At 60.5% G+C, this 24205-nt stretch carries 25 protein-coding genes; 14 read left to right on the top strand and 11 right to left on the bottom strand.

All coding sequences use genetic code 11. The features are described from left to right. Positions 1 to 4: 4 nt before the first annotated feature. From kdsA to ispD, 4 genes are all read left to right on the top strand, one after another. Positions 5 to 850: a 3-deoxy-8-phosphooctulonate synthase gene (gene kdsA / locus GIW04_RS09645; RefSeq protein ID WP_003189190.1), complete on the top strand. Its 846-nt coding sequence runs from the start codon at positions 5 to 7 to the stop codon at positions 848 to 850. 157 nt (positions 851 to 1007) lie between these two features. Further along, a complete protein-coding gene (gene eno, locus GIW04_RS09640) occupies positions 1008 to 2297 on the top strand; it encodes a phosphopyruvate hydratase (protein WP_003189193.1) in 1290 nt (429 codons plus the stop codon). A gap of 171 nt (positions 2298 to 2468) precedes the next feature. After that, on the top strand, positions 2469 to 2747 hold the full coding sequence (gene ftsB / locus GIW04_RS09635; protein WP_003189195.1) for a cell division protein FtsB: 279 nt from the start codon (positions 2469 to 2471) through the stop codon (positions 2745 to 2747). Continuing rightward, a complete protein-coding gene (gene ispD / locus GIW04_RS09630) occupies positions 2744 to 3451 on the top strand; it encodes a 2-C-methyl-D-erythritol 4-phosphate cytidylyltransferase (protein WP_003189199.1) in 708 nt (235 codons plus the stop codon). Before ftsB ends, ispD begins: the two co-directional genes overlap by 4 nt. Positions 3452 to 3622: 171 nt before the next feature. Here the strand turns inward: ispD and GIW04_RS09625 are convergent, their stop codons facing one another. Then, complete coding sequence (locus GIW04_RS09625; RefSeq protein ID WP_003189201.1) at positions 3623 to 4519, bottom strand: LysR substrate-binding domain-containing protein; 897 nt, start codon at positions 4517 to 4519, stop codon at positions 3623 to 3625. A gap of 109 nt (positions 4520 to 4628) precedes the next feature. Between GIW04_RS09625 and GIW04_RS09620 the strand changes: the two genes are divergently transcribed. The 8 genes from GIW04_RS09620 to rpoS all read left to right on the top strand — a co-directional run bounded on the left by GIW04_RS09620 (position 4629) and on the right by rpoS (position 11752). After that, positions 4629 to 5741 (top strand): S-(hydroxymethyl)glutathione dehydrogenase/class III alcohol dehydrogenase, encoded by a 1113-nt coding sequence (locus tag GIW04_RS09620; protein WP_003189203.1) that lies wholly within the window; start codon positions 4629 to 4631, stop codon positions 5739 to 5741. An 8-nt stretch (positions 5742 to 5749) separates the two neighbouring features. Next, the gene (gene fghA / locus GIW04_RS09615) at positions 5750 to 6595 is read left to right on the top strand and encodes an S-formylglutathione hydrolase (protein ID WP_003189205.1); all 846 of its coding nucleotides are present in this window, start codon (positions 5750 to 5752) and stop codon (positions 6593 to 6595) included. Between the two features lie 54 nt (positions 6596 to 6649). Continuing rightward, positions 6650 to 7123: a 2-C-methyl-D-erythritol 2,4-cyclodiphosphate synthase gene (ispF, locus tag GIW04_RS09610; protein ID WP_003189207.1), complete on the top strand. Its 474-nt coding sequence runs from the start codon at positions 6650 to 6652 to the stop codon at positions 7121 to 7123. Continuing rightward, a complete protein-coding gene (gene truD, locus GIW04_RS09605; protein WP_003189208.1) occupies positions 7120 to 8178 on the top strand; it encodes a tRNA pseudouridine(13) synthase TruD in 1059 nt (352 codons plus the stop codon). The genes ispF and truD overlap by 4 nt, the downstream gene beginning before the upstream one ends. After that, a complete protein-coding gene (surE, locus tag GIW04_RS09600; protein WP_003189210.1) occupies positions 8166 to 8915 on the top strand; it encodes a 5'/3'-nucleotidase SurE in 750 nt (249 codons plus the stop codon). The genes truD and surE overlap by 13 nt, the downstream gene beginning before the upstream one ends. Positions 8916 to 8956: 41 nt before the next feature. Continuing rightward, the gene (locus GIW04_RS09595) at positions 8957 to 9592 is read left to right on the top strand and encodes a protein-L-isoaspartate(D-aspartate) O-methyltransferase (RefSeq protein WP_169850588.1); all 636 of its coding nucleotides are present in this window, start codon (positions 8957 to 8959) and stop codon (positions 9590 to 9592) included. A gap of 209 nt (positions 9593 to 9801) precedes the next feature. Next, complete coding sequence (locus tag GIW04_RS09590) at positions 9802 to 10638, top strand: peptidoglycan DD-metalloendopeptidase family protein (RefSeq protein ID WP_003189213.1); 837 nt, start codon at positions 9802 to 9804, stop codon at positions 10636 to 10638. Between the two features lie 106 nt (positions 10639 to 10744). Further along, on the top strand, positions 10745 to 11752 hold the full coding sequence (gene rpoS, locus GIW04_RS09585; RefSeq protein ID WP_003189214.1) for an RNA polymerase sigma factor RpoS: 1008 nt from the start codon (positions 10745 to 10747) through the stop codon (positions 11750 to 11752). Between the two features lie 248 nt (positions 11753 to 12000). Here the strand turns inward: rpoS and GIW04_RS09580 are convergent, their stop codons facing one another. Beyond that, complete coding sequence (locus GIW04_RS09580; protein WP_002554837.1) at positions 12001 to 12210, bottom strand: cold-shock protein; 210 nt, start codon at positions 12208 to 12210, stop codon at positions 12001 to 12003. Between the two features lie 388 nt (positions 12211 to 12598). Here GIW04_RS09580 and dcd point away from each other — a divergent pair, with 388 nt between their 5' ends. Next, the gene (gene dcd, locus GIW04_RS09575) at positions 12599 to 13165 is read left to right on the top strand and encodes a dCTP deaminase (RefSeq protein ID WP_003189215.1); all 567 of its coding nucleotides are present in this window, start codon (positions 12599 to 12601) and stop codon (positions 13163 to 13165) included. A gap of 108 nt (positions 13166 to 13273) precedes the next feature. Further along, on the top strand, positions 13274 to 13471 hold the full coding sequence (locus tag GIW04_RS09570; RefSeq protein WP_003189217.1) for a hypothetical protein: 198 nt from the start codon (positions 13274 to 13276) through the stop codon (positions 13469 to 13471). Positions 13472 to 13493: 22 nt separating this feature from the next. On the opposite strand, the gene pdeM is transcribed toward GIW04_RS09570, so the two are convergent. The 9 genes from pdeM to GIW04_RS09525 all read right to left on the bottom strand — a co-directional run bounded on the left by pdeM (position 13494) and on the right by GIW04_RS09525 (position 23906). Next, positions 13494 to 14144 (bottom strand): ligase-associated DNA damage response endonuclease PdeM, encoded by a 651-nt coding sequence (gene pdeM / locus GIW04_RS09565; RefSeq protein ID WP_120247603.1) that lies wholly within the window; start codon positions 14142 to 14144, stop codon positions 13494 to 13496. Beyond that, positions 14144 to 16624, bottom strand: coding sequence for a ligase-associated DNA damage response DEXH box helicase (locus GIW04_RS09560; RefSeq protein WP_120247604.1), 2481 nt, complete (start codon positions 16622 to 16624; stop codon positions 14144 to 14146). Before GIW04_RS09560 ends, pdeM begins: the two co-directional genes overlap by 1 nt. A gap of 157 nt (positions 16625 to 16781) precedes the next feature. Beyond that, positions 16782 to 17546 (bottom strand): ABC transporter ATP-binding protein, encoded by a 765-nt coding sequence (locus GIW04_RS09555; RefSeq protein WP_003189223.1) that lies wholly within the window; start codon positions 17544 to 17546, stop codon positions 16782 to 16784. A 13-nt stretch (positions 17547 to 17559) separates the two neighbouring features. After that, a complete protein-coding gene (locus tag GIW04_RS09550) occupies positions 17560 to 18678 on the bottom strand; it encodes a succinylglutamate desuccinylase/aspartoacylase family protein (RefSeq protein WP_034134923.1) in 1119 nt (372 codons plus the stop codon). Positions 18679 to 18687: 9 nt separating this feature from the next. Next, a complete protein-coding gene (locus tag GIW04_RS09545; RefSeq protein ID WP_003189226.1) occupies positions 18688 to 19398 on the bottom strand; it encodes an ABC transporter permease in 711 nt (236 codons plus the stop codon). Further along, positions 19395 to 20123, bottom strand: a complete 729-nt coding sequence (locus tag GIW04_RS09540; RefSeq protein ID WP_236478969.1) for an ABC transporter permease — start codon at positions 20121 to 20123, stop codon at positions 19395 to 19397. Before GIW04_RS09540 ends, GIW04_RS09545 begins: the two co-directional genes overlap by 4 nt. Positions 20124 to 20180: 57 nt before the next feature. Continuing rightward, positions 20181 to 20960 carry a transporter substrate-binding domain-containing protein gene (locus GIW04_RS09535; RefSeq protein ID WP_003189228.1) on the bottom strand — a complete coding sequence of 260 codons (780 nt, stop codon included), beginning with the start codon at positions 20958 to 20960 and terminating at the stop codon, positions 20181 to 20183. Between the two features lie 310 nt (positions 20961 to 21270). Beyond that, positions 21271 to 22905 (bottom strand): ATP-dependent DNA ligase, encoded by a 1635-nt coding sequence (locus GIW04_RS09530; RefSeq protein WP_003189229.1) that lies wholly within the window; start codon positions 22903 to 22905, stop codon positions 21271 to 21273. After that, positions 22902 to 23906: a ligase-associated DNA damage response exonuclease gene (locus GIW04_RS09525; RefSeq protein WP_003189232.1), complete on the bottom strand. Its 1005-nt coding sequence runs from the start codon at positions 23904 to 23906 to the stop codon at positions 22902 to 22904. Before GIW04_RS09525 ends, GIW04_RS09530 begins: the two co-directional genes overlap by 4 nt. Between the last annotated feature and the right edge of the window lie 299 nt (positions 23907 to 24205).

Below are 24205 nucleotides of genomic sequence, written 5' to 3'. Positions count from 1 at the left end.
CCAGATGGCCCAGAAGATCATTCGCGTAGGCGACATCGAGATTGCCAACGACAAGCCCATGGTGCTGTTCGGCGGCATGAACGTGCTGGAAAGCCGCGACATGGCGATGCAGGTGTGTGAGGAGTACGTTCGGGTCACCCAGAAACTGGGTATCCCTTACGTCTTCAAGGCCAGCTTCGACAAGGCCAACCGTTCGTCCGTCACCTCCTATCGCGGCCCGGGCCTTGAAGAAGGCATGCGGATCTTCCAGGACATCAAGCAAGCCTTCGGCGTGCCGATCATCACCGACGTCCACGAGCCTGAGCAGGCTGCCGTGGTCGCCGAGGTGTGCGACATCATCCAGTTGCCGGCCTTTTTGTCGCGCCAGACCGACCTCGTGGTCGCCATGGCCAAGACCGGCGCTGTGATCAATATCAAGAAAGCCCAGTTCCTTGCGCCCCAGGAGATGAAACACATCCTGAGCAAGTGCGTGGAAGCGGGTAACGACCAGTTGATCCTCTGCGAGCGGGGTTCAAGCTTCGGCTACAACAACCTCGTGGTGGACATGCTCGGTTTCGGCATCATGAAACAGTTCGAATACCCCGTGTTCTTCGACGTCACCCACGCGCTGCAAATGCCCGGTGGTCGTTCGGACTCCGCGGGCGGGCGCCGTGCCCAGGTGACGGACCTGGCCAAGGCGGGCATGAGCCAGTCGCTGGCGGGCCTGTTCCTTGAAGCTCACCCAGATCCGGACAACGCCAAATGTGATGGCCCATGCGCCCTGCGCTTGGACAAGCTGGAGCCATTCCTGGCCCAGCTCAAGCAGTTGGACGAGCTGGTCAAGAGTTTTCCGACGGTAGAGACCGCGTAACTGGCATTTCTCCGGTAGAATTTCCCACGCTTTACGCTCAGGCCCCCGGGCCTGAGCCTTGTCGTCTGCAAGCCTGCCCCGTTGTTCCACCCTTGCGGTCGGTCAAAAGATTTCCTTCAGCTGCGTCGTTTTCGTCAACTTTGGAGTGTTTACAACAATGGCAAAAATCGTCGACATCAAAGGTCGTGAAGTTCTCGACTCCCGTGGCAACCCCACCGTCGAAGCCGACGTGCTTCTCGATAACGGCATCATCGGCAGCGCCTGCGCGCCGTCCGGTGCTTCCACCGGTTCGCGCGAAGCGCTGGAACTGCGTGATGGCGACAAGAGCCGTTACCTGGGCAAGGGTGTACTCAAGGCTGTAGCCAACATCAACGGTCCGATTCGTGACCTGTTGCTGGGCAAGGACCCGCTGGACCAGAAAGCCCTGGACCACGCGATGATCAAGCTCGACGGCACTGAAAACAAAGGCAGCCTCGGCGCTAACGCCATCCTCGCGGTATCCCTGGCGGCTGCCAAGGCGGCTGCGCAGGACCAGGACCTGCCGTTGTACGCGCACATCGCCAACCTGAACGGCACCCCGGGCGTCTACTCGATGCCGGTGCCGATGATGAACATCATCAACGGTGGCGAGCACGCGGATAACAACGTCGACATCCAGGAGTTCATGGTGCAGCCGGTTGGCGCCAAGTCCTTCTCCGAAGGCCTGCGCATGGGCACCGAGATTTTCCATCACCTCAAGGCTGTACTGAAGGCCCGTGGCCTGAGCACTGCCGTGGGTGACGAAGGTGGTTTCGCGCCGAACCTGGCCTCCAACGAAGATGCACTGAAAGTCATCTCCGAAGCCGTGGCCAACGCGGGCTACAAGCTGGGCACCGACGTGACCCTGGCCCTGGACTGCGCTGCCAGCGAATTCTATGAAGACGGCAAGTACAACCTGTCCGGCGAAGGCCAGGTGTTCAACTCCGAAGGTTTTGCTGAATACCTCAAGGGCCTGACCCAGCGCTACCCGATCATCTCGATCGAAGACGGCCTGGACGAGTCCGACTGGGATGGCTGGAAAATCCTCACCGACAAGATCGGCGAGAAAATCCAGTTGGTGGGCGACGACCTGTTCGTGACCAACACCAAGATCCTGAAAGAAGGCATCGACAAGAAGATCGCCAACTCGATCCTGATCAAGTTCAACCAGATCGGCACCCTGACCGAAACCCTGGAAGCCATCCAGATGGCCAAGGCTGCGGGCTACACCGCCGTGATCTCCCATCGCTCCGGCGAAACCGAAGATTCCACCATTGCCGACCTGGCCGTGGGTACTTCGGCGGGCCAGATCAAGACCGGTTCCCTGTGCCGTTCCGATCGCGTGTCCAAGTACAACCAATTGCTGCGCATCGAAGAGCAATTGGCAGGTAAAGCCAAGTACAACGGTCGCGGCGAGTTTCGCGGCTAAGCAGTAAATGGTAAAAAGTCGGCGGATTACGTCAGAAATCTCACGAAAGTGTGAATTTCGGCGCTAATCTGCTGACTGACAAGCGCAAGCCTGGTTTTACCAGGCTTTGTGCTATCAGTTGCTGCAAAAGGTTTGCATGACTGTCTTTTTTCACTGGATACCCGGATTTCGATGCGCAGTCCCAATTGGTTGTTCCTCGTCTTGCTCTTGTTGCTGGCTGGCCTGCAGTACCGCCTATGGGTCGGTAATGGCAGCTTTGCGCAGGTGGAAGAGTTGACCCAGCAAATTGCCGACCAGCGTGCCGAAAACGAACGCCTGCTGGAGCGCAACCGTGTCCTCGACGCTGAAGTGCTTGAGCTGAAAAAAGGCACGGAGACCGTTGAAGAGCGGGCTCGCCATGAACTGGGCATGGTCAAGGAGGGCGAGACCCTCTACCAGTTGGCCCAATGAGCCACGATTTACCGGCCTTCTGGGCCGTGATTCCTGCCGCGGGCGTCGGTGCCCGTATGGCTGCGGACCGTCCCAAGCAATACCTGCAACTGGGCGGGCGCACTATTCTTGAACACAGCCTCGGCTGTTTTCTCGACCATCCATGCCTCAAGGGCCTGGTGGTCAGTCTTGCAATTGACGATCCTTATTGGCCCAGCTTGGCATGCGCCAATGACCCGCGTATCCAGCGTGCCGACGGCGGCTCGGAACGTTCCGGCTCGGTTCTCAATGCGCTGCTGCAACTCAATGCCCTGGGCGCCAGTGATGAAGACTGGGTGTTGGTGCATGACGCTGCGCGGCCTAATTTGAGCCGTGATGACCTCGACAAGCTCCTGGCGGAACTGGCCGATGATCCGGTAGGCGGCCTGCTGGCAGTGCCCGCGCGCGACACCCTCAAGCGTGTCGACAGGCATGGCCGTGTGGTGGACACCATTGATCGCAGCCTGATCTGGCAGGCCTACACACCACAGATGTTCCGACTGGGCGCCTTGCATCGCGCCTTGGCGGACAGCTTGGTGGCCGATGCGCTGATCACCGATGAAGCCTCGGCCATGGAGTGGTCCGGGCAGGCGCCGCGTCTGGTTGAAGGGCGTTCGGACAATATCAAGGTGACTCGGCCGGAAGATCTGGAGTGGTTGAAGTTGCGCTGGGCTAACCGGCGGTAACCGCTTCATCGCAGGCAAGCCAGCTCCCACATTTGGATCGCGGTGCGTCAGCTAGATCAGCTTCGGCTGTCAGGCCGTCACGGGAGCAAGCTCCCTCGCCACAGGTTTAGCGTCGTACCGAAGTTGTGTAGATACCTATGCCGCGATGAGGCCGGTGCAGACCACCTCAATTCAATGCTTGTACTCCGGCCTCTCAGCCAGCCCCACCTTCAAGAAATCCACCAGCTTCCTCACCTTCGGCGACAAATGCCGCTGCTGCGGATACAGCGCCCACACCGCAGTATTCGGCGGTTGATGAGCCTCCAGCAACGACACCAACGCCCCACTGTGCAGATGCTCCAGGACGTAGTAATCCGGCAACTGGCACAAGCCCATGCCTTGCAACGCCGCATCCAGCACCGCTTGCCCACTGTTGCAGCGCCAATTGCCTTGCACACGCTGGGAAAATTCCCGCCCATCCTGGGCCATTTGCCAGATATCCGAGCTGCCAATCAGGCAGTTATGCCGGCTCAACTCCGACAAGCTGTGTGGCCGACCGTACCGTTTGAGGTAGGAGGGCGACGCACACAGGTACATGCGTCGAGGTGCCAGGCGGCTGGCAACCATGCGTGAGTCTTGCAAACGTCCCAGGCGGATGGCCAGGTCGAGGCCTTCGTGGACCAGGTCCAGTGAGCGATTGGTCAACTCGATGTCCACGCGCAGTTGCGGATAGTGCGCCATAAAGCGTGTCACCAGCGGCACGATAAAACGCTCGCCATAAGCCACGGCGCAGGTCATGCGCAACATGCCCTTGGGTTCGCTGGTCAGGTCGCCCACCGCCCGCAGCGCTTCCTCGCGACCGTCCTGCAGACGTTGGCAGTGTTGCAGGAAGGTCTGGCCGGCTTCGGTCAGCGTCACCTTGCGTGTGCTGCGGTACAGCAATCGGGTTTGCAGGCGTTCTTCCAGACGCGCCACTTGCCGGCTGACGTGGGAGGACGATACCCCCAGTCGCTCGGCCGCCGCCGTGAACTGGCTGCATTCGGCCACCGCGACAAACTCGTCAATGCCTTCCCAGCGGTTCTCCAGCATGCTGATTGTCCCTATATGGCAATAATGTTTTGCTTTTGCCTGGATTATTCATCAATGGGCGATGTTTTACACTCACGGCCTCAGTTTTTAACCCGATGGAGAAACCCGGATGATCAAGTCCCGCGCCGCCGTAGCCTTCGAAGCCAAGAAGCCCCTTGAGATTGTTGAAGTGGATGTCGCCATGCCCAAGGCTGGCGAGGTGCTGCTGCGGGTGGTCGCGTCCGGCGTGTGCCACACCGACGCCTACACCTTGTCGGGTGCAGACCCGGAAGGCATTTTCCCGTCGATCCTGGGCCATGAAGGCGGCGCAGTGGTGGAAGCCATCGGCGAGGGCGTGACCTCGGTCGCTGTGGGCGATCACGTGATCCCGCTGTACACCCCGGAATGCGGCAAGTGCAAGTTCTGCCTGAGTGGCAAGACCAACCTGTGCCAGGCCATTCGCGCGACTCAGGGCAAGGGCTTGATGCCGGATGGCACCACGCGTTTCTCCTACAAGGGCCAGCCGATTTTCCACTACATGGGCACCTCGACGTTCTCCGAGTACACCGTGCTGCCGGAAATCTCCGTGGCCAAGATTCCTAAAGAAGCGCCGCTGGAAAAAGTCTGCCTGCTCGGTTGCGGTGTCACCACCGGCATCGGTGCGGTGATCAACACCGCCAAGGTCAAGCCGGGCGATACCGTGGCCGTCTTCGGCCTGGGCGGCATTGGGCTGTCGGCGATTATCGGCGCGGTCAAGGCCAAGGCCGGTCGCATCATCGCCATTGATATCAACCCGGCCAAGTTCGAAATCGCCAAGCAACTGGGCGCCACTGATTGCATCAACCCGAAAGACTACGATCGCCCGATCCAGGACGTGATTGTCGACCTGACTGATGGCGGCGTGGACTTTTCCTTCGAGTGCATTGGCAATGTGCAACTGATGCGTGCGGCTCTTGAGTGCTGCCACAAAGGCTGGGGCGAATCGGTGATCATCGGTGTGGCCGGTGCTGGCCAGGAGATCGCTACACGTCCGTTCCAACTTGTCACCGGGCGCGTCTGGCGTGGTTCAGCGTTTGGTGGCGTGCGCGGTCGTACCGAATTGCCAAGCTACGTGGAAATGGCCCAGACCGGCGAAATTCCGCTGGATACCTTCATCACCCACACCATGGGCCTGGAAGATATCAACAAAGCGTTTGACCTGATGCATGAAGGCAAGAGCATTCGTACCGTCATTCACTTCTGAGGTCGGCCATGAGTCTGGAAAACCTGTCATGCCAGAAGAGCTTCGGCGGCTGGCATAAACGTTACAAGCATCATTCCGATGTGCTGGGTTGCGACATGACCTTTGCCGTCTACCTGCCGCCGCAAGCAGAGCAGGGCGGCAAGCTGCCGGTGCTGTATTGGCTGTCCGGGTTGACCTGTACTGACGAAAACTTCATGCAGAAGGCCGGCGCCCAGCGCATGGCCGCCGAACTGGGCTTGATCATCGTCGCGCCGGACACCAGCCCCCGCGGCCTCGGCGTGCCGGGCGACCCGGACAATGCCTGGGACTTCGGCCTCGGCGCGGGCTTCTACCTCAATGCCACCCAGGAACCCTGGGCCAAGCACTATCGGATGCATGACTACGTGGTGCAGGAATTGCCGGCATTGGTAGAGGCGCATTTCCCTGCCTCCGATAAGCGCGGTATCAGCGGCCACTCCATGGGCGGTCACGGTGCGCTGGTCTGCGCATTGCGCAACCCTGGACGTTACCTGTCGGTGTCGGCGTTTTCGCCGATCAACAACCCGATGGACTGCCCGTGGGGCCAGAAAGCCTTTTCCCGTTATTTGGGGGAAGAGCGTTCGAAATGGCGCGAATGGGATGCCTGCGTGCTCATCAGCGAAGCCTCGGAAAAGTTGCCGCTCTTGGTGGACCAAGGCGATCGCGACGATTTCCTCGCGGTTCAGCTCAAGCCCGAAGCCTTGCAGCAAGCGGCCAAAGCAGCCAACCATCCGCTGGAACTGCGCCTGCAGCCTGGCTACGACCACAGCTACTTCTTCATCGCCAGCTTCATCGAAGACCATTTGCGCCATCATGGTCGTGCTTTGCTCGGTTAATCCGAGGCAAAAGTAGGTAGAATCACGCCCTGAATTAAATCGGGGCGTTTTTTTATGCGTATTGGCCACGGCTACGATGTGCACCGTTTCGCTGAAGGCGATTTCATCACCCTGGGCGGTGTGCGCATTGCACACCACCATGGGTTGCTGGCTCATTCCGACGGCGACGTGGTCTTGCACGCCTTGAGCGATGCTTTGCTCGGCGCGGCGGCATTGGGCGATATCGGCAAGCACTTTCCGGACACCGATCCCACCTTCAAGGGCGCGGACAGTCGTGTGTTGCTGCGCCATGTGGTCGGCCTGATCCACGCCAAGGGCTGGAAGGTCGGCAACGTCGATAACACCATCGTCGCCCAGGCGCCAAAAATGGCCCCCCATATCGAAGCGATGCGCACAGCGATCGCCGCAGACCTGCAAATTGAATTGGATCAAGTCAACGTGAAAGCCACCACCACCGAAAAGCTCGGGTTTACCGGTCGTGAAGAGGGCATCGCAGTGCACTCCGTCGCCTTGTTGCTGCGCGCATGAACGACCTGCAACTGCTGGGCCCGCGGGCCTATGGCGAGGCCCTGGGCAGCGCGGTACTGAAGGCCACGGCCGAAGACTTCCAGGTTGATGAGGTGCTGGACATCCCGCTGACCGGCGACGGCGAGCACCTGTGGCTGTGGGTGGAAAAGCGCGGCTTGAACACCGAGGAGGCCGCACGGCGTATCGCCAAGGCTGCTGGCGTACCGTTGCGCACCGTCAGCTATGCCGGGCTCAAGGACCGTCAAGCCCTGACCCGTCAGTGGTTCAGCGTGCAATTGCCCGGCAAGGCCGACCCGGACATGAGCGGCGCAGAAAACGACACCCTCAAGATCCTGAAAACTGCGCGTCACAAACGCAAGTTGCAGCGCGGTGCCCATTCGGCCAACGGCTTCACCTTGCGCCTGACCCAACTGGCCGGCGACACCGCTGCCATCGACGCACGTCTGCAGTTGATTGCGCGGCACGGCATCCCCAATTACTTCGGCACCCAGCGTTTTGGCCACAACGGCGGCAACGTGGTGGATGCTCGCGAGTGGGCTGCCCGCAAGGCCCTGCCCGAGCAGCGCAACGTGCGCTCGCGCTTGCTGTCCACGGCTCGCAGTTACCTGTTCAACAAAGTGTTGGCGGCCCGCGTCGCCGACGGTTCATGGCAGCGAGCCCAAGTCGGCGATCTGCTGGCGTTTACCGACAGTCGCAGTTTTTTTCCGGCCGGGGAAGCTGAGTGCAGTGACCCGCGCCTGGCGATCCTGGACCTGCATCCCACCGGCCCGCAGTGGGGCGAAGGTGATTCGCCGGCGAAAGGTCTTACGTACGAGCTGGAACAATCTGTCGTCGCTGGCGAAGCAGACCTACGTGATTGGCTGGTGAAGGCGGGAATGAGCCAGGAACGTCGCATTCTGCGACTGCCCATTGGCGGGTTGACGTGGCATTATCCCGGGCCTGACATTCTGCAATTGGAATTCGTCCTGCCGGCCGGATGCTTCGCCACTGTCTTGGTGCGCGAGCTTGTTGATCTGGTGCCGGTGGGGCAGACGGACAGCCCATGCGTATTCTGATATCAAACGATGACGGTGCCACCGCACCCGGTCTTGCCGCGCTCCATGCTGCGCTGCAGGATTACGCCGAGTGCGTGGTGGTTGCCCCCGACCAGGACAAGAGCGGCGCCAGCAGTTCGCTGACGCTCGACCGTCCGCTGCATCCGCGGGTCCTGGCCAATGGCTTTATCAGCGTTAACGGCACCCCCACCGACTGCGTGCACCTGGCAATCAACAGTTTGCTGGAGCACCAGCCAGACCTGGTGGTCTCGGGGATCAACCTGGGCGCCAACCTGGGTGACGACGTGCTGTATTCCGGCACCGTGGCGGCGGCCCTCGAAGGGCGCTTCCTGGGCCGAACCGGCTTTGCCTTTTCCTTTGCTTCGCGGCAACTGGATAACCTGGCGACGGCGGCCTACTACGCGCGCAAGTTGGTGGAGGCCCATGCTTCCCTGGACCTGCCGCCGCGTACGGTACTCAACGTCAATATCCCCAACCTGCCCCTCGACCATATTCGCGGCATCCAACTCACGCGCCTGGGCCATCGCGCCCGTGCGGCGGCGCCCTTGAAGGTGGTCGACCCACGCGGCAAGGAAGGCTATTGGATCGCCGCGGCCGGCGACGCCGAAGATGGCGGCGAGGGCACGGACTTTCATGCGGTGATGCAAGGCTATGTCTCCGTTACCCCGTTGCTGTTTGATCGCACCTTCAGTGATGCCTTCAGTGGCCTTGATGGCTGGCTGGAGGGACTGCGTTGATGGCTCGTGAACAAGACGACCTGTTGCGCCGTGGCATCGGGATGACCTCCCAGCGCACCCGGGAGCGGTTGATCCAGCGCCTGTATGAAGAAGGCTTGTCCAACGCGCAGGTGCTGGAAGTGATCCGGCGCACGCCGCGGCACCTGTTTGTCGATGAAGCCCTGGCGCATCGTGCCTATGAAGACACGGCGTTGCCCATCGGTCACAACCAGACCATCTCTCAGCCTTACATGGTCGCGCGCATGAGCGAGCTGCTGCTGGCGGCGGGGCCTTTGGACAAGGTGCTGGAGATTGGCACCGGCTCCGGCTACCAGACGGCCGTGCTGTCGCAATTGGTAGAGCGGGTGTTTTCGGTCGAGCGCATCAAGGTGCTGCAGGACCGGGCCAAAGAGCGTCTGGTGGAGCTGAACCTGCGCAACGTGGTATTTCGCTGGGGCGATGGCTGGGAGGGCTGGCCGGCGCTGGCGCCCTACAACGGTATCATCGTCACCGCCGTGGCCACCGATGTGCCGCAAGCCTTGCTGGATCAATTGGCACCTGGCGGGCGGCTGGTCATCCCGGTGGGCTCCGGCGAAGTGCAACAGTTGATGCTTATTATCCGCGAGGACGAAGGCTTTTCCCGGCATGTACTCGGTGCCGTGCGTTTCGTTCCCTTGCTCAACGGCCCGCTGGCCTGATCATTTATTCGCGCACAGTGAATTCTGTAAGCGGGGATGTGTCTTACGGCGGGGTCTATTGAATCAACATGCCTGGCAGCCACGATTAAACATGATGAATTTTTCCTTTCAGTCATGTGCCAGTAAAAAGCCAATGCCCAGTTATACTTGCGTCATATTTCAAGCCTGATCCAGGCGTTAACGTTCAGCCACCACAAAGGGAGCGGCGGGTGAGTCTCACAGGTCCTGCGCAGCGAATGAGTAAAACAAGCTTTCAGCGACTGGTGCTTGGCCTTGTCTTGAGTTCCTTATTGGCAGCCTGCTCGAGCACGCCATCCGGCGGTGCGCGGGTCGTTGACCGTACCAACGCAACCCCCCAAAGGCCCACGGTGACCACCGGTCAATACGTGGTGCGCAAAGGCGACACCCTGTTTTCGATTGCCTTTCGTTATGGCTGGGACTACAAGGCGCTGGCCGCCCGTAACAACATTCCTGTGCCGTATACGATCCATCCAGGGCAGACCATTCGTTTCGATGGTCGCTCAGGTTCTGCACCTACGGCAGTTGTGACAAAGTCGGGTTCTTCGCCATCGTCCTCGAGCAAGACCACCATCATCACTCGGCCTGCAGGCAGCGCCACGCCTACGGTTGCGAGCAAGCCGGCACCCGCGCCGTTGCCACCTGCCGGGCCTGCGCCGACCGGTTGGGGATGGCCCTCAAACGGAGTGTTGATTGGAAAATTCTCTTCAAACGGTAGTTTGAATAAAGGCATTGATATCGCCGGGGATTTGGGACAGCCTGTTTTAGCTGCGTCTGATGGGACAGTGGTGTACGCCGGGAGTGGTTTGCGGGGCTACGGCGAGCTGGTCATCATCAAACACAGCGATACCTACGTCAGTGCCTACGGTCATAACCGCAGGTTGTTGGTTCGGGAGGGGCAGCAGGTCAAGGTCGGACAGACGATTGCCGAAATGGGGTCAACGGGCACAGACCGGGTGAAACTGCACTTTGAGATTCGCCGCCAAGGGAAGCCTGTAGATCCGCTGCAATTCCTGCCCCGTCGTTGATGTGTTGCACAGCCTGTTCCCTCACGTAGAAGGAACAGGCTCCAGCGTTGCCAAGGATAGAGGCGTCGCTTGAGCTTGAGGTCGAACTCACCAAAGGACTATAACAATGGCTCTCAGTAAAGAAGTGCCGGAGTTTGACATCGACGATGAGGTTCTCCTTATGGAGGCCGGTATCGATTTGGAAACGATGTCAGATAATGAAGGGGTATCACCACCTTCAGTTCGCACCAAATCCAAGAATGCTGCCGCATTGAAGCAGCACAAGTACGTTGACTACACGCGGGCGCTCGACGCGACCCAGCTGTACCTCAATGAAATCGGCTTTTCCCCTCTATTGACCCCCGAAGAAGAAGTCCATTTTGCGCGTCTGTCGCAGAAGGGCGATCCGGCTGGGCGTAAGCGCATGATTGAAAGCAACCTGCGCCTGGTGGTGAAAATCGCCCGACGCTATGTCAATCGTGGGCTGTCCCTGCTGGACCTGATCGAGGAGGGCAACCTGGGCTTGATCCGGGCTGTGGAGAAATTCGACCCTGAGCGGGGCTTCCGTTTCTCTACCTATGCCACCTGGTGGATTCGCCAGACCATCGAACGGGCGATCATGAATCAGACCCGCACGATCCGGTTGCCGATCCATGTGGTCAAGGAGCTCAACGTCTACCTGCGGGCGGCGCGTGAGCTGACGCAAAAACTCGATCATGAACCTTCGCCTGAAGAGATCGCCAACCTGCTGGAAAAACCGGTAGGGGAGGTCAAGCGCATGCTAGGCCTTAACGAGCGTGTGTCTTCGGTGGATGTCTCGCTGGGGCCGGATTCGGATAAAACCCTGCTGGACACCCTGACCGATGACCGTCCGACGGATCCTTGCGAGCTGTTGCAGGACGATGATCTTTCCCAAAGTATTGACCAGTGGCTGTCAGAGCTCACGGACAAGCAGCGTGAAGTGGTGATTCGCCGCTTCGGCCTGCGCGGCCATGAGAGCAGCACCCTGGAGGATGTGGGCCTGGAGATTGGCCTGACCCGTGAGCGGGTGCGGCAGATCCAGGTAGAGGGCCTCAAGCGCTTGCGCGAGATCCTGGAGAAGAATGGCTTGTCGAGTGAGTCGTTGTTCCAATAACGATTGGTAGGGCAGCGATGACAAAACGCCCGATGCATGTGAATGCACCGGGCGTTTTGCTGTGCCCTGATCGTTCCCATGCTCTGCGTGGGAATGCAGCCCTGGACGCTCGGCGTCCCAAAGCGCGACGCCGAGCGTCACAAGAGGCGTTCCCACGCAGAGCGCGGGAACGATCAGGCATCCCGAAATCCAGGCATAAAAAAACCCCGCTTTTAAGGGCGGGGTTTTTTCGACTAAGTCAGTACAAGTTAGATAACTTGAACTTCTTCAGCTTGCATGCCTTTCTGACCGCGGGTAGCGATGAAAGAAACCTGTTGGCCTTCTTTCAGGCTTTTGAAGCCGTCGGATTGGATAGCTTTGAAGTGAACGAACAGGTCGTCACCGGATTGTGGAGTGATGAAGCCGAAGCCTTTTTCATCGTTGAACCACTTAACGGTACCAGTTTGGCGATTAGACATGGTGTATCTCCTTGGACAAAGTTAACTGCGACTCAGGAAAAGCCCTGGCCGAGACTGAGTGCAAAGAGCAGGAAAAATTCTTGGAGATGGTTGGATCGAAATTCAACATATCGTGTAGAGATTCTCAGTGACACAAGCAGCACAGTGGCGCCACCTTAACCCTTTTTCCGGAACGTGCCAATGGTATTTCCGAAGGTTTCTCTATTTTCGTGACTGGCGGTGGTATTTACAGTCATTGATGCCGGCCATCCGGGCCCCGGCTACGCTGGCTGCGGCTTATAGCTGGCGGTGCATTCATCAAGAAAACCCGTGCGGCCTTTGAACCCCAACGCCGGCCCCGGTAAGATGGCCCACAGATTTTTTTCGCCTCGCTATTCAGGACACCGCCATGAGCATCAAATCGGACAAGTGGATTCGCCGCATGGCGCAGGAACACGGCATGATCGAGCCGTTCGTCGAACGCCAGATTCGTGGCGAAGGCGACGAGCGCGTGATTTCGTACGGCGTTTCCAGCTATGGCTACGACGTGCGTTGCGCCGATGAATTCAAGGTGTTCACCAACATCAATTCGGCGATCGTCGATCCGAAAAACTTCGACGAAAAGAGCTTCGTCGACGTCAAGAGCGACGTGTGCATCATCCCGCCCAACTCTTTCGCCCTGGCGCGCACCGTGGAGTTCTTCCGTATTCCTCGCGACGTGCTGACCATCTGCCTGGGTAAAAGCACCTACGCCCGCTGCGGCATTATCGTCAACGTCACGCCGCTTGAGCCTGAGTGGGAAGGCCACGTGACCCTGGAATTCTCCAACACCACCACTTTGCCGGCGAAAATCTACGCCAACGAAGGCGTGGCACAAATGCTGTTCTTGCAGTCCGACGAGGCCTGTGAAGTGTCCTACAAAGACCGTGCGGGCAAGTATCAGGGCCAACGCGGCGTCACTCTCCCACGCGCTTGATCTAAAGCTCCTACGGGCAAAGGGAATTTGTCTGCAGAAAGTGACTCTATCTAGGTGTACTGCTTCGGCGCGTGTGAAACGCGCCGGGCCATACTTGAGGAGTACCCTATGAAGATCGACCCGCGAATCAGCGCAGAACTCGCCCGGCTTGAACCCAACCAGATTGGTGTTCTGGCCTGGTCCCTGATGGCCAACCCCGCGCACGGGGGCGGCATCCCCGGTCAACCTGAACCTGATTACCCGCAGCCTACCGAGCCGGGTGAGCCGACCTTACCGGACGAGCCACCACCCGCGCCTGTTGCCTGATACCTGAGCGGGCCTTATCGATTCATTGAATCGGCCAGACTTGGTGATCGCCGATCACAAAGATTCGCTGGTCCTGGGCCTGCTCCACGGCATAACCCCCTGTAAACGCGCCAAAGGCTGGCAGCAGGCTAACCTGAGCGCCAATCTGGAAGCACGGCAAGCGCAGCCGTTGGCGCCCTTTGCCTCGCAGGTGGTACACCGGATGCACATGCCCCGCCAGTACATGGTGGCTGACGTGTGCCTCTGGCTCATGCTGCAAGGCGAAAGGGCCCATTAGCAGGGGCTCGGGGACCACCTCAATGGCCAAATCCAGCGGTGGGTCGCCGGCACGTTTGTCGTGATTGCCGCGAATCAGAGTCAAGGCCAGTGTGCGATTGCGCTCACGCCAGGCTCGAAGTGCGTTCAGGGTGCCGCTGGCGTGAGAGCCGGGACCGTGCAGGAAATCGCCGAGAAAGATCAACTGCGCGCAGGGCAGGGCCGTTAACAGCCTGTTCAAGCGTTCTAGGTTGGCCGTAGTCGTGCCCTGTGGCACCGGTTGCCCCAGGCTGCGATAGGCCGACGCCTTGCCAAAATGCGCATCGGCAATCAATAGGCATCGACGTGCGGGCCAATACACGGCCTTGTCCGGCAATAGCCATAGCTCTTCGCCTTCCAGCATCAGTGGGTAATGCATCAGCCTTGCCCTTTGTCGGCGACTTTTTCCAGGTCCTTCACCATCCGCGCGATGCGCTCCGAAAGCTTTTCCGAACTCATGCTTTCGCGCATCCGTTCTACCAGCAGCGGGAATGCCAGGGGTGTGGGCCGCTGGATCGTGTGCAGGTCCAGCCTCAGCGTCGACAGATGATTCAGCGTGTGTTCCAGCCGGCGAATATCCAATTCATCACGCAGAACTTCTTCACCGGCCTGGGCCAGCAGCAGGTTCTGCGGGTCATATTGCTTGAACACCTCAAAGAACAAGCCGCTGGAAGCCTGCACTTGTCGCGTGCTTTTCGGCGCGCCGGGATACCCGGCAAATACCAGCCCGGCGATTCGCGCAATCTCGCGAAAGCGGCGCAGGGCCAGTTCGCCGGCATTGAGGCTGGCGATCACGTCAGCCAGCAGGTCTTGGGGGCTCAGCAACGTAACGTTCAACAACTGGGGCCACTGCACCTCGGTGGCGCTCAACAGCTCCAGGCCATAATCATTCACCGCAATCGAGAAGGTCAGCGGCTGCTGTTTGCTGACCCGCCAGGCCAGCAAACTGGCCAAGCCCAGGTGTACCTGGCGGCCAGCGAAGGGGTAAAGGAACAGGTGCCAGCCTTCCCGCGACCGCAGGGTTTCAGCCAGCAAATGCTCACGGGTCGGCAGGCCGGACCAACGCAATTGGGTGTGCAGCAACGGTTGCACCGCCTGCATCTCCGGGCCGTCGAACTGCCCATGGGCGGCGGCATCAAAACGCTCGACTACCGCCTGGGCCAGTTCGTTGGAAAGGGGCATGCGCCCGCCATTCCAGCGTGGCACGGCGGCTTTTTTCGCGGTGCTGCGACGTACATAGGCGGTCATGTTTTCCACGCGCACCAGTTCCAGCAAGCGTCCGGCGAACAGAAACCCATCCCCCGGCTTGAGCCTTGCAATAAACCCTTCCTCGACACTGCCCAGGTTCTTGCCGCCGCCGCCCTTGCTCCAGAACTTGAGCTGGATACTGGCATCACTGACGATGGTGCCGACGCTCATGCGATGGCGGCGTGCGAGGCGTGCATCCGGGACACGCCAGATGCCGTGCTCATCGGGCTCCACGCGGCGGTAATCCGGATAAGCGGTGAGTGACAGGCCACCATGGCGCACAAACCCCAGGGCCCAGGCCCAATCCGCTTCGGTGAGGTCGCGATAGGCCCAGGCGCCGCGCACTTCGTCCAACAGTGCTGCCGGAGTAAACCCGCCGCCCAAGGCCATGCTGACCAAGTGTTGGACCAGCACATCCAGCGGCTTGTAAGGTGATTCCCGCGCTTCGATGTGCCGTTGGGCGATCGCATCCTGGGCGGCCGCGGCTTCCACCAACTCCAGGCTGTGGGTGGGCACCAGCGTTACCCGTGAGGGCCGCCCTGGCGCGTGGCCGGAACGCCCGGCGCGTTGCATCAACCGCGCTACGCCCTTGGCGGAACCAATTTGCAGCACCCGTTCCACCGGCAGGAAGTCCACGCCCAGGTCGAGGCTGGAGGTGCACACCACCGCCTTGAGTTGCCCGTCTTTCAACGCCCGCTCCACCCAGTCGCGGGTCTCGCGCGATAACGAACCGTGGTGCAGGGCAATCAAGCCGGCCCAGTCCGGACGCGCGTCCAGAATCGCCTGGTACCAGATCTCCGATTGCGCCCGGGTATTGGTAAATACCAGGCAACTGCTGCTGGCCTCTACCTCGGCGACCACCTGCGGCAACATCTTCAAACCGATATGCCCGGCCCAAGGAAAGCGCTCGGTGACGGGCGGCAGCAAGGTGTCGACCTTCAGTGCCTTGGCCGTTTGCCCCTGTACATTAATGCCGTCGCCCTGTGGGACCAGTACTTCCAAAGCGTGGGCCTGATTACCCAGCGTCGCGGAAATACCCCACACCATCAACTCAGGATGCCAGCGCCGCAAGCGTGCCAGCGCCAGTTGCAACTGCACGCCACGCTTATTGCCGATCAGTTCATGCCATTCATCCACGATGACCATGCGCAGGTGCGCCAGGCTGGTCTCACTGTCGGCGCGGGCCAGCATCAACGTCAGGCTTTCCGGGGTGGTGACCAGGGCGGTGGGTTGGCGACGGGTCTGGCGCGCGCGTTCACTGCTGCTGGTATCACCGGTGCGCAGGCCCACGCTCCAGGGAATCTGCAACGCCTCCAGTGGGGCTTGCAGGGCGCGTGCGGAGTCGGCGGCCAAGGCGCGCATCGGCGTGATCCACAGCACGGTCAGCGGCTCGGCAGGCGGTTTGCGTTTGCCTGTGACGGGCGGGCGGGTGATGGCGAAACGATTGAGGGCGGCAAACCAGAGGGCATAGGTTTTACCCGCCCCAGTGCTGGCATGCAGTAACCCCGACTGGCCGGCCTTGACCGCGGCCCATACCTCTTTCTGAAAGGCGAATGGCTTCCACCCTTGGGTGGCAAACCATTGCTTGGCGAAGTCGGGGTTTTTTGCCATGCGGCAGCGGACGCTCTGGAGGGGTTAGTTCAAAGACCCTTCAGGCACCGCCGACGTTCAACTGTAGGAGCGGGCTAGCCCGCGAAAAAGGCCCAGGCACGGTGTTTCTCCAGGTTGCCGGCGTTATCGTTGACGATTTTCGCGAGCAAGCTCGCTCCTACTTCAAGTTGCCGCTCAAAAATTGTTGCAGGCGTTCGCTCTTCGGATTGCCCAGCACATCCTCTGGCAGGCCTTGCTCCTCCACCCGGCCCTGATGCAGGAACAGCACCTGGCTTGAGACCTTGCGCGCAAAGCTCATCTCGTGGGTCACCATGATCATGGTGCGGCCTTCCTCGGCCAGGCCTTGGATCACCTTCAACACTTCGCCCACCAGCTCCGGGTCCAGGGCTGATGTGGGTTCATCGAACAGCATCACCTCCGGCTCCATCGCCAGGGCGCGGGCGATGGCGACGCGTTGTTGCTGGCCACCTGACAGGAACGCCGGGTATTGATCGGCCACGCGCGCCGGCAGCCCGACTTTGTCCAGGTAGCGGCGGGCGCGGTCCTCAGCGTCCTTTTTGCTGCAACCCAGCACACGCCGAGGGGCCATGGTGATGTTTTCCAGCACGCTCATGTGGCTCCACAAGTTGAAGTGCTGGAACACCATCGCCAGCCGCGTGCGCAGGCGTTGCAGCTCGGCATCGTCGGCCACGCGCATACCCTGGCGGTCGCTGACCATGCGGATCGCTTGGCCGTCCAGGGTCATGGCGCCATCGTTGGGGGTTTCCAAAAAGTTGATACAGCGCAGGAAGGTACTCTTGCCTGAGCCACTGGCGCCGATCAAGCTGATCACATCACCGGTCTTGGCCTTGAGCGACACACCTTTGAGCACTTGATTGTCGCCATAGCTTTTGTGCAGGCCTTCAACGGTCAGTTTGTACATGGGGCGTGCATCCTCAAGGCGAAAGTAGATAACCGCTGCGGTAGACCTGTGTGCCGGCGACATGGCAGATCACCATGCCGGCCGTGGCCATGCGGCGTAGCGAGCGGGCGTAAAGCAGCCCGGCGTGCTGGCAGTGCACAGGCGTTACGCGGTCTGTAATGGGGTCGATGATGTCGGCGACCCATTGCCCGGCCTCCAGGTATTCGCCTGGCAGAGCGTTGAATACCAGCAAGCCACCCACCGGGGTAGTCACCGGCTCCACCGCCGCCAGCGGCGTAGCCGGGTAGGCCAGGGCAGGCAAGGGGGCTGCATCGCCGTGAATGGCGCCGAAGTGGATCAAATAATCAATGATGGCCTGGCAGTCCAGCGCGGCGAGGCCGTGGTTGACATCGCCCTGGCCGCGCAATTCGACGGTCACTGACAAGCTGCCCATGGGGATCGGGTAGCGTTCGCCGAAGCGTTGCTGCAATTGCCACCACACCAGGGTGAAACATTCGTCAAAAGACTGCCCGCCGGAATCGGTAGCCAACAGGTTGGCCTCCGAGCCCAGGTAGCGCGCCAACGGCTCTACCTGTGGCCAGGCTTCGGGCGTGGTGTACAGGTGCGCCACGGCTTCGAAGTCGCAATGCAGGTCCAGCACCACGTCGGCATCACAGGCCAGGCGTTGCAACACCAGGCGTTGGGAGTGCAACTGGGTCTGAGCGGTGTGCGCGGCCAAGGCGTGGGACAGTGCGCTGCGGATCAATTGGGCATTGCGCTGGGGATCATCGCCCAGCAGGTCTTCGACCTGGTTGCCGACGTCTTCGCTGAGATCGACGAACAGGCGATTGAAGTTCTGCCCGCTTTCCAGTTCGTAGCGGCCCAAGGGGATGTCCATCAACACCTGTTCCAGGCCCACCGGGTTGGCGACCGGCACCAGCACGATTTCGCTGCGCAAGCGCCCGGCCGTTTCAAGTTCTGCCAGGCGTGCCTTCAGGTGCCAGGCCACCAGCATGCCCGGCAATTCATCGGCATGCAGGGAGGACTGGATGTACACCTTGCCTTCGGGCTGCTGCGGGCCGAAGTGAAAACTGTGGATCTGCCGCGCCGTGCCGGGCACCGGCGCGATCAGGTCATGTAGCTGGTGGCGCATGCAAACTCCTTAGTGGCTCGGCCCGAGAAAGGCCAGCCAACGACGTTCCGCCAGGCGAAACAGACCGACCAGGGCGAAGGTCACCGTCAGATAGATCAGTGCGGCAATGCCGAATGACTGGAAGGTCATGAAGGTGGCGGAGTTGGCATCCCGCGCAACCTTGAGGATGTCCGGGATCGTTGCGGTAAAGGCCACCGTGGTTGAGTGCAGCATCAGGATCACTTCGTTGCTGTAGTAGGGCAACGAGCGTCGCAACGCCGAAGGCATGATCACATAGGCGTACAGCTTCCAGCCGCTGAGGCCGTAAGCCTTGGCCGCCTCGACTTCGCCGTGGGCCATGCTGCGGATCGCCCCGGCGAAAATCTCGGTGGTGTAGGCGCAGGTGTTGAGGGCGAAGGCCAGGAGGGTGCAGTTCATTGCGTCGCGAAAGAACGCATCCAGCACCGGTTGTGCCCGCACGGCGGCAAGGCTGTAGATGCCGGTGTAGCAGATCAGCAGCTGGATATAGAGCGGCGTACCGCGAAACAGGTAGGTGTAGAACTGCACGGGCCAACGCACCAGGCGCTTGCGCGAAACGCGGGCGATGGACAGTGGGATCGACACCAGAAAGCCGATCACCAGCGAGGCACTGAGCAACCACAAGGTCATGGCCAGGCCGGTGATGTGCTGGCCGTCGCTATAAAGAAAGGGGCGCCAGTATTCCTGCAATAGCTCGATCATCGCACTGCCTCCCGGGCGCCTGCGGAGTAGCGACGTTCAAGTCGGCGCAAGACAAAGTTTGAGGCGCTGGTGATCAACAGGTAGATCAGCGCCGCCAGCACCAGGAAATAAAACAGTTGATAGGTGCTCTTGCCAGCGTCCTGGGCGGCTTTTACCAGGTCTGCCAGGCCGATGATCGACACCAGTGCGGTGGCCTTGAGCATCACCATCCAGTTATTGCCGATGCCCGGCAGCGCAAAGCGCATCATCTGCGGGAAGGTCACGTAGCGAAACCGCTGCCCGCGCTTGAGCCCGTAAGCGGTGGCGGCTTCGAGTTGGCCGCGGGGCACGGCGAGAATCGCGCCGCGAAAGGTTTCGGTGAAATACGCCCCGTAGATAAAGCCCAGGGTGATCACCCCGGCGCTGAACGGGTCGATCTCGATGTATTCCCATTCCATAAAGTCGGTAAAGCCGCTGAGCCAGGTTTGCAGGCTGTAGAAAATCAGCAGCATCAGCACCAGGTCGGGTACACCGCGAATCAGGGTGGTGTAGAGCTGGGCGGGGATACGCACAATGGCCAGGCTGGACAGTTTGGCGCTGGCGCCGAGCAGGCCCAGCAAGACGCTGACGGCCAGGGACAGCACCGACAACTTGATGGTCATCCAGGTGCCTTGCTGCAACAGCGGGCCGAAACCCTTCAGGCTGAATGCGCTCAGCCCGAGGGTTTGCAACAGATCTTCGAACATAAATCAGGACCTATGGCGATAAAAAAGCGCCCCACCTGAAGCAGGGCGCCCCAGGCATTATTTGCCGCTGTACAGGTTCAGATCGCCAAAGTGTTTCTTCTGGATAGTGGCGTAGGTGCCATCATCGTGTAACGCTTTGATACCTTTATCCAAAAGCGCCTTGAGTTCAGTGTTACCTTTTTTGATACCGACGGCGGTTTTCGACGGCAGCAGCGGGTCGTCGATCGCGGCGCTCACTTCATAGCCGGCACCGGCTGGCGACTTGAGAAAGCCCAGTTCGGCTTGCAGCATGTCCTGCACAGAAGCGTCGAGGCGCCCGGAGGTCAGGTCGGCGTACACCTGGTCCTGGTTGGCGTAAGCCTTGGTGGTCACCCCGGCTTTATCCAGTACGGCCTTGGCGTAGGCTTCCTGGATGGTGCCTTGCTCGTAACCCACGGATTTGCCCTTGAGAGAGTCTGGCGTCGAATAGCCAGCGCCTTTCTTGAACACCAGCGAAGTCGGGCCAGAGAACAGCTCGGTGGAGAAGTCGATGGCCTTCTCGCGCACTGGGGTCACGGTCATCGACGAAATCACGCCATCGAATTTATTGGCTTTCAGGCCCGGGATCATGCCGTCGAAGTCACTTTCGACCCACTTGCACTTGACCTTCAGCTCCGCGCAGATCGCATTGCCCAGGTCGATATCGAAGCCCACCAGGCTGCCGTCGGCGGCCTTGGATTCGAACGGTGCGTAGGAAGGGTCGACACCAAAACGCAATTCCTTGTATTCCTTGGCCGTAGCAACACCAGCAGCCATGCACAGAGCCAGTGCAGAAAGGGTCAGCAATGCTTTTTTCATTAGGTAATCCCTGGAAACCAAGATAAGCGCTTGTGGCGCGATTAGGACTGTTACTGAACGGTGTCAGACCCATCACAAGTAGCAATTTCTGCACCATAGTTCCGGATGGGCTTTTTAAAAGGTGGGATAAGGCCGTTTCAAGTGTAGGCGGTGCCCGAAAGTGGGCATGGAATTTCCAGCGCACCATTGTGGAACTGTCGCTGATCAAAAGGTGGGAGCTGGCTTGCCTGCGATAGCGGTGGGTCAGTTGTTACATGGGGTAGCTGACTCACCGTCATCGCAGGCAAGCCAGCTCCTACAAGGGGCTGGATCAGGCCAGCAAGTCTTGTAGCGTGGCCAGGTTGTCCGCTTCATCCACCGCCTTATCCTGGCGCCAGCGCAGCATCCGCGGAAATCGCACCGCAATCCCGCTCTTGTGCCGCTTGGACAGGGCAATCCCTTCAAAACCCAGCTCAAACACCATGCTCGGCGTCACGCTGCTGACCGGGCCGAACTTCTCCACCGTGGTTTTGCGCACAATGGCGTCGACCTTGCGCATTTCCTCGTCGGTCAGCCCGGAATACGCCTTGGCGAACGGCACCAGGGTGCGCTCGCTGCCCGGTGGGCCGTCCCATACGGCGAACGTGTAGTCACTGTAGAGGCTGGCGCGCCGGCCATGGCCGCGCTGGGCGTAGATCAACACGGCGTCGACGCTGAAGGGGTCGACCTTCCACTTCCACCACAGGCCCATGTCTTTGGTGCGGCCCACGCCGTAGAGGCCCTTGCGATCCTTGAGCATCATGCCTTCCACCCCCAGGCTGCGAGAGGCTTCACGCTGTTCGGCCAAGGCTGCCCAGGTTTGGCCTTCCAGCAATGGCGAAGGCAATAACACCGGTTGGTTGCACGCCGCGATCACCTGTTCCAATTGGGTGCGACGTTCAGCCTGGGTGTGGTTGCGCCAGTCGTCGCCCTGATATTCCAGCAGGTCGTAGGCGAGCACCGCCACTGGCGCATCCTCTAGCACTTTTTTACTCAAGGTTTTGCGGCCAATGCGCTGTTGCAGCAGCGCGAAGGGTTGCACCGAGTCTTTCCACACCACGATTTCGCCATCAATCACCGTACCGTCGGGCAGGCCACTGACCAGGCTGTGGAGTTCAGGGAAACGTTCAGTCAGCAACTCTTCACCGCGAGACCAGACCCACAGGCGCCCCTCGCGCTTGACCAGTTGTGCGCGAATGCCATCAAACTTCCATTCCACCTGCCAGTCGGCGGGCGAACCGAGCAGGGTGTCGAATTGCTCCACCGGTTGCGCCAGCCCGTGAGCCAGAAAAAACGGATAGGGCTGCCCGCCACGTTGCGCGTGTTCGTCGGATGATTCGGCGGCGATCAGCTTGAGGTAGCCTTCGGCTGTCGGACGGTTCGACAGGTCGGTGTAGCCCACCAGCCGCTGCGCCACGCGCTTGCTGTCGAGGTCGGCCATGGCAGCGAGGGCGCGGGTCACCAGCAGTTTGGACACCCCGACGCGGAAGCTGCCGGTGATCAATTTGATGCACACCATCAGGCTCGGTTGGTCCAGTTGCGCCCACAGCGCTGGCAGCCGGTCTGCCAGGTCCATGGGCGGCAGACCGCGCAGGGGCAGGAGTTTTTCTTCCAGCCATACGGCCAAGCCGTCTTCGGAGGTGTAGGTGGATTCTGGCAGGAGCAGGGAGATGGTCTCGGCCAGATCTCCCACCGACTGGTAGCTCTCTTCGAACAGCCAGGGTTCGATACCGGCCGCTTCGGTGGCCATGTCCCGTAGCAGACGTGTCGGCACCAATTGCCGGGGCCGCCCGCCGCTAAGAAAGTACACAGCCCAGGCCGCATCGGCCGGCGGCGCCTGCAGGAAGTAGGCTTGCAGGGCGGCGAGCTTGGCATTGCTGGAAGTGGTGGCGTCGAGGTTGGCGTACAGCTCGGCGAAGGCTTTCATGCCGTGACCTCTTCTTCGTCATCGCCGTATTCGGTGCTGAAGCCTTGGGCATCCAAGCCCTTTTCCCGCAGGTGACGTACCAACACACCCACCGAACCATGGGTGACCATCACCCGGTGTGCGCCGGTTTGTTCGATGGCCCACAACAAGCCAGGCCAGTCGGCGTGGTCCGAAAGCACGAAACCACGGTCCACACCGCGCCGCCGCCGTGTACCGCGCAGGCGCATCCAGCCGCTGGCGAAGGCGTCGCTGTAGTCGCCAAAGCGGCGCATCCAGGTACTGCCACCGGCAGAGGGCGGGGCGATGATCAGGGCTTGGCGCAGCAGTGGGTCGGTCTTTTTGAAGTCGCCGGCATACAGCGTCTCGGGGATGTAGATGCCCGCTTCGCGGTACACCCGGTTCAACGGCTCGACGGCGCCGTGGCTGAGGATCGGGCCGATGCTGGCGTCCAGCCCATGGAGGATGCGTTGGGCCTTGCCGAAGGAGTAGCAGAACAACACGCTGGCTTTGCCGCTGGCGATATTGGCCTGCCACCAGTCATTGATCCCGGCAAAAATCTGCGCCTGGGGCTGCCAGCGGTAAATCGGCAGGCCGAAGGTGGATTCGGTGATAAAGGTGTGGCAGGGCACCGGTTCGAAGGGCGCGCAGGTGCCATCGGGTTCGACCTTGTAGTCGCCGGACGCCACCCAGACTTCGCCCTGGTATTCCAGGCGTACCTGGGCCGAACCCAGTACATGCCCGGCCGGATGAAAACTTAAGGTCACGCCGTGATGCACCAACCGTTCGCCGTAGGCCAGGGTTTGCAGGTTGATGTCCTGGCCCAGGCGCCAGCGCAGGATACCTTCGCCGGGGGCGGCGGCCAGGTAGTGTTGATTGCCGGTGCGGGCGTGGTCGCCGTGGGCGTGGGTGATGACTGCGCGTTCCACTGGGCGCCAGGGGTCGATGTAAAAATCACCGGCAGGGCAGTAGAGGCCTTCGGGGCGGGCGATGACGAGGTCCATGGGGTTGCCGGGGCGGTGGGCTTGTCAGTTATGAGGCGGGGCTGGGGGTAGAAGTTCTATTTGAATGCGGGCAGTGCAGATGTGGGCTTGCCTTCGATGTCGGCCTGAAAGCCAACACCTATCTACCTGACACCCCGCGATCCAACTGTGGGAGCTTGCTTGCCTGCGATGGCGGCCTGACAGCCGACGCCTATCTACCTGACACCCCACGATCTAAATGTGGGAGCTGGCTTGCCTGCGATGACGTCCTGACAGCCGACACCTATCTACCTGACACCCCGCGATCCAACTGTGGGGGG

This window comes from Pseudomonas sp. PA-4-8C, assembly GCF_021606625.1.
Classification (GTDB): Bacteria; Pseudomonadota; Gammaproteobacteria; order Pseudomonadales; family Pseudomonadaceae; genus Aquipseudomonas; species Aquipseudomonas lactis.
Note: the sequence above shows the minus strand (reverse complement) of the source record. Positions and strands in the feature narration are given on the sequence as shown.

Excerpts from the sequence above, each read along its gene's own strand:
- ispF (WP_003189207.1), top strand. The coding sequence starts at position 6,650 with ATGCGTATTGGCCACGGCTACGATGTGCACCGTTTCGCTGAAGGCGAT.
- ftsB (WP_003189195.1), top strand. The coding sequence starts at position 2,469 with ATGCGCAGTCCCAATTGGTTGTTCCTCGTCTTGCTCTTGTTGCTGGCT.
- fghA (WP_003189205.1), top strand. The coding sequence starts at position 5,750 with ATGAGTCTGGAAAACCTGTCATGCCAGAAGAGCTTCGGCGGCTGGCAT.
- rpoS (WP_003189214.1), top strand. The coding sequence starts at position 10,745 with ATGGCTCTCAGTAAAGAAGTGCCGGAGTTTGACATCGACGATGAGGTT.
- GIW04_RS09560 (WP_120247604.1), bottom strand. The coding sequence starts at position 16,624 with ATGGCAAAAAACCCCGACTTCGCCAAGCAATGGTTTGCCACCCAAGGG.
- GIW04_RS09570 (WP_003189217.1), top strand. The coding sequence starts at position 13,274 with ATGAAGATCGACCCGCGAATCAGCGCAGAACTCGCCCGGCTTGAACCC.
- GIW04_RS09595 (WP_169850588.1), top strand. The coding sequence starts at position 8,957 with ATGACCTCCCAGCGCACCCGGGAGCGGTTGATCCAGCGCCTGTATGAA.
- GIW04_RS09525 (WP_003189232.1), bottom strand. The coding sequence starts at position 23,906 with ATGGACCTCGTCATCGCCCGCCCCGAAGGCCTCTACTGCCCTGCCGGT.
- GIW04_RS09580 (WP_002554837.1), bottom strand. The coding sequence starts at position 12,210 with ATGTCTAATCGCCAAACTGGTACCGTTAAGTGGTTCAACGATGAAAAA.
- GIW04_RS09530 (WP_003189229.1), bottom strand. The coding sequence starts at position 22,905 with ATGAAAGCCTTCGCCGAGCTGTACGCCAACCTCGACGCCACCACTTCC.
- truD (WP_003189208.1), top strand. The coding sequence starts at position 7,120 with ATGAACGACCTGCAACTGCTGGGCCCGCGGGCCTATGGCGAGGCCCTG.
- pdeM (WP_120247603.1), bottom strand. The coding sequence starts at position 14,144 with ATGCATTACCCACTGATGCTGGAAGGCGAAGAGCTATGGCTATTGCCG.
- GIW04_RS09550 (WP_034134923.1), bottom strand. The coding sequence starts at position 18,678 with ATGCGCCACCAGCTACATGACCTGATCGCGCCGGTGCCCGGCACGGCG.
- surE (WP_003189210.1), top strand. The coding sequence starts at position 8,166 with ATGCGTATTCTGATATCAAACGATGACGGTGCCACCGCACCCGGTCTT.
- GIW04_RS09625 (WP_003189201.1), bottom strand. The coding sequence starts at position 4,519 with ATGCTGGAGAACCGCTGGGAAGGCATTGACGAGTTTGTCGCGGTGGCC.
- GIW04_RS09555 (WP_003189223.1), bottom strand. The coding sequence starts at position 17,546 with ATGTACAAACTGACCGTTGAAGGCCTGCACAAAAGCTATGGCGACAAT.
- GIW04_RS09540 (WP_236478969.1), bottom strand. The coding sequence starts at position 20,123 with ATGTTCGAAGATCTGTTGCAAACCCTCGGGCTGAGCGCATTCAGCCTG.
- dcd (WP_003189215.1), top strand. The coding sequence starts at position 12,599 with ATGAGCATCAAATCGGACAAGTGGATTCGCCGCATGGCGCAGGAACAC.
- GIW04_RS09545 (WP_003189226.1), bottom strand. The coding sequence starts at position 19,398 with ATGATCGAGCTATTGCAGGAATACTGGCGCCCCTTTCTTTATAGCGAC.
- eno (WP_003189193.1), top strand. The coding sequence starts at position 1,008 with ATGGCAAAAATCGTCGACATCAAAGGTCGTGAAGTTCTCGACTCCCGT.
- GIW04_RS09620 (WP_003189203.1), top strand. The coding sequence starts at position 4,629 with ATGATCAAGTCCCGCGCCGCCGTAGCCTTCGAAGCCAAGAAGCCCCTT.
- ispD (WP_003189199.1), top strand. The coding sequence starts at position 2,744 with ATGAGCCACGATTTACCGGCCTTCTGGGCCGTGATTCCTGCCGCGGGC.
- GIW04_RS09535 (WP_003189228.1), bottom strand. The coding sequence starts at position 20,960 with ATGAAAAAAGCATTGCTGACCCTTTCTGCACTGGCTCTGTGCATGGCT.
- kdsA (WP_003189190.1), top strand. The coding sequence starts at position 5 with ATGGCCCAGAAGATCATTCGCGTAGGCGACATCGAGATTGCCAACGAC.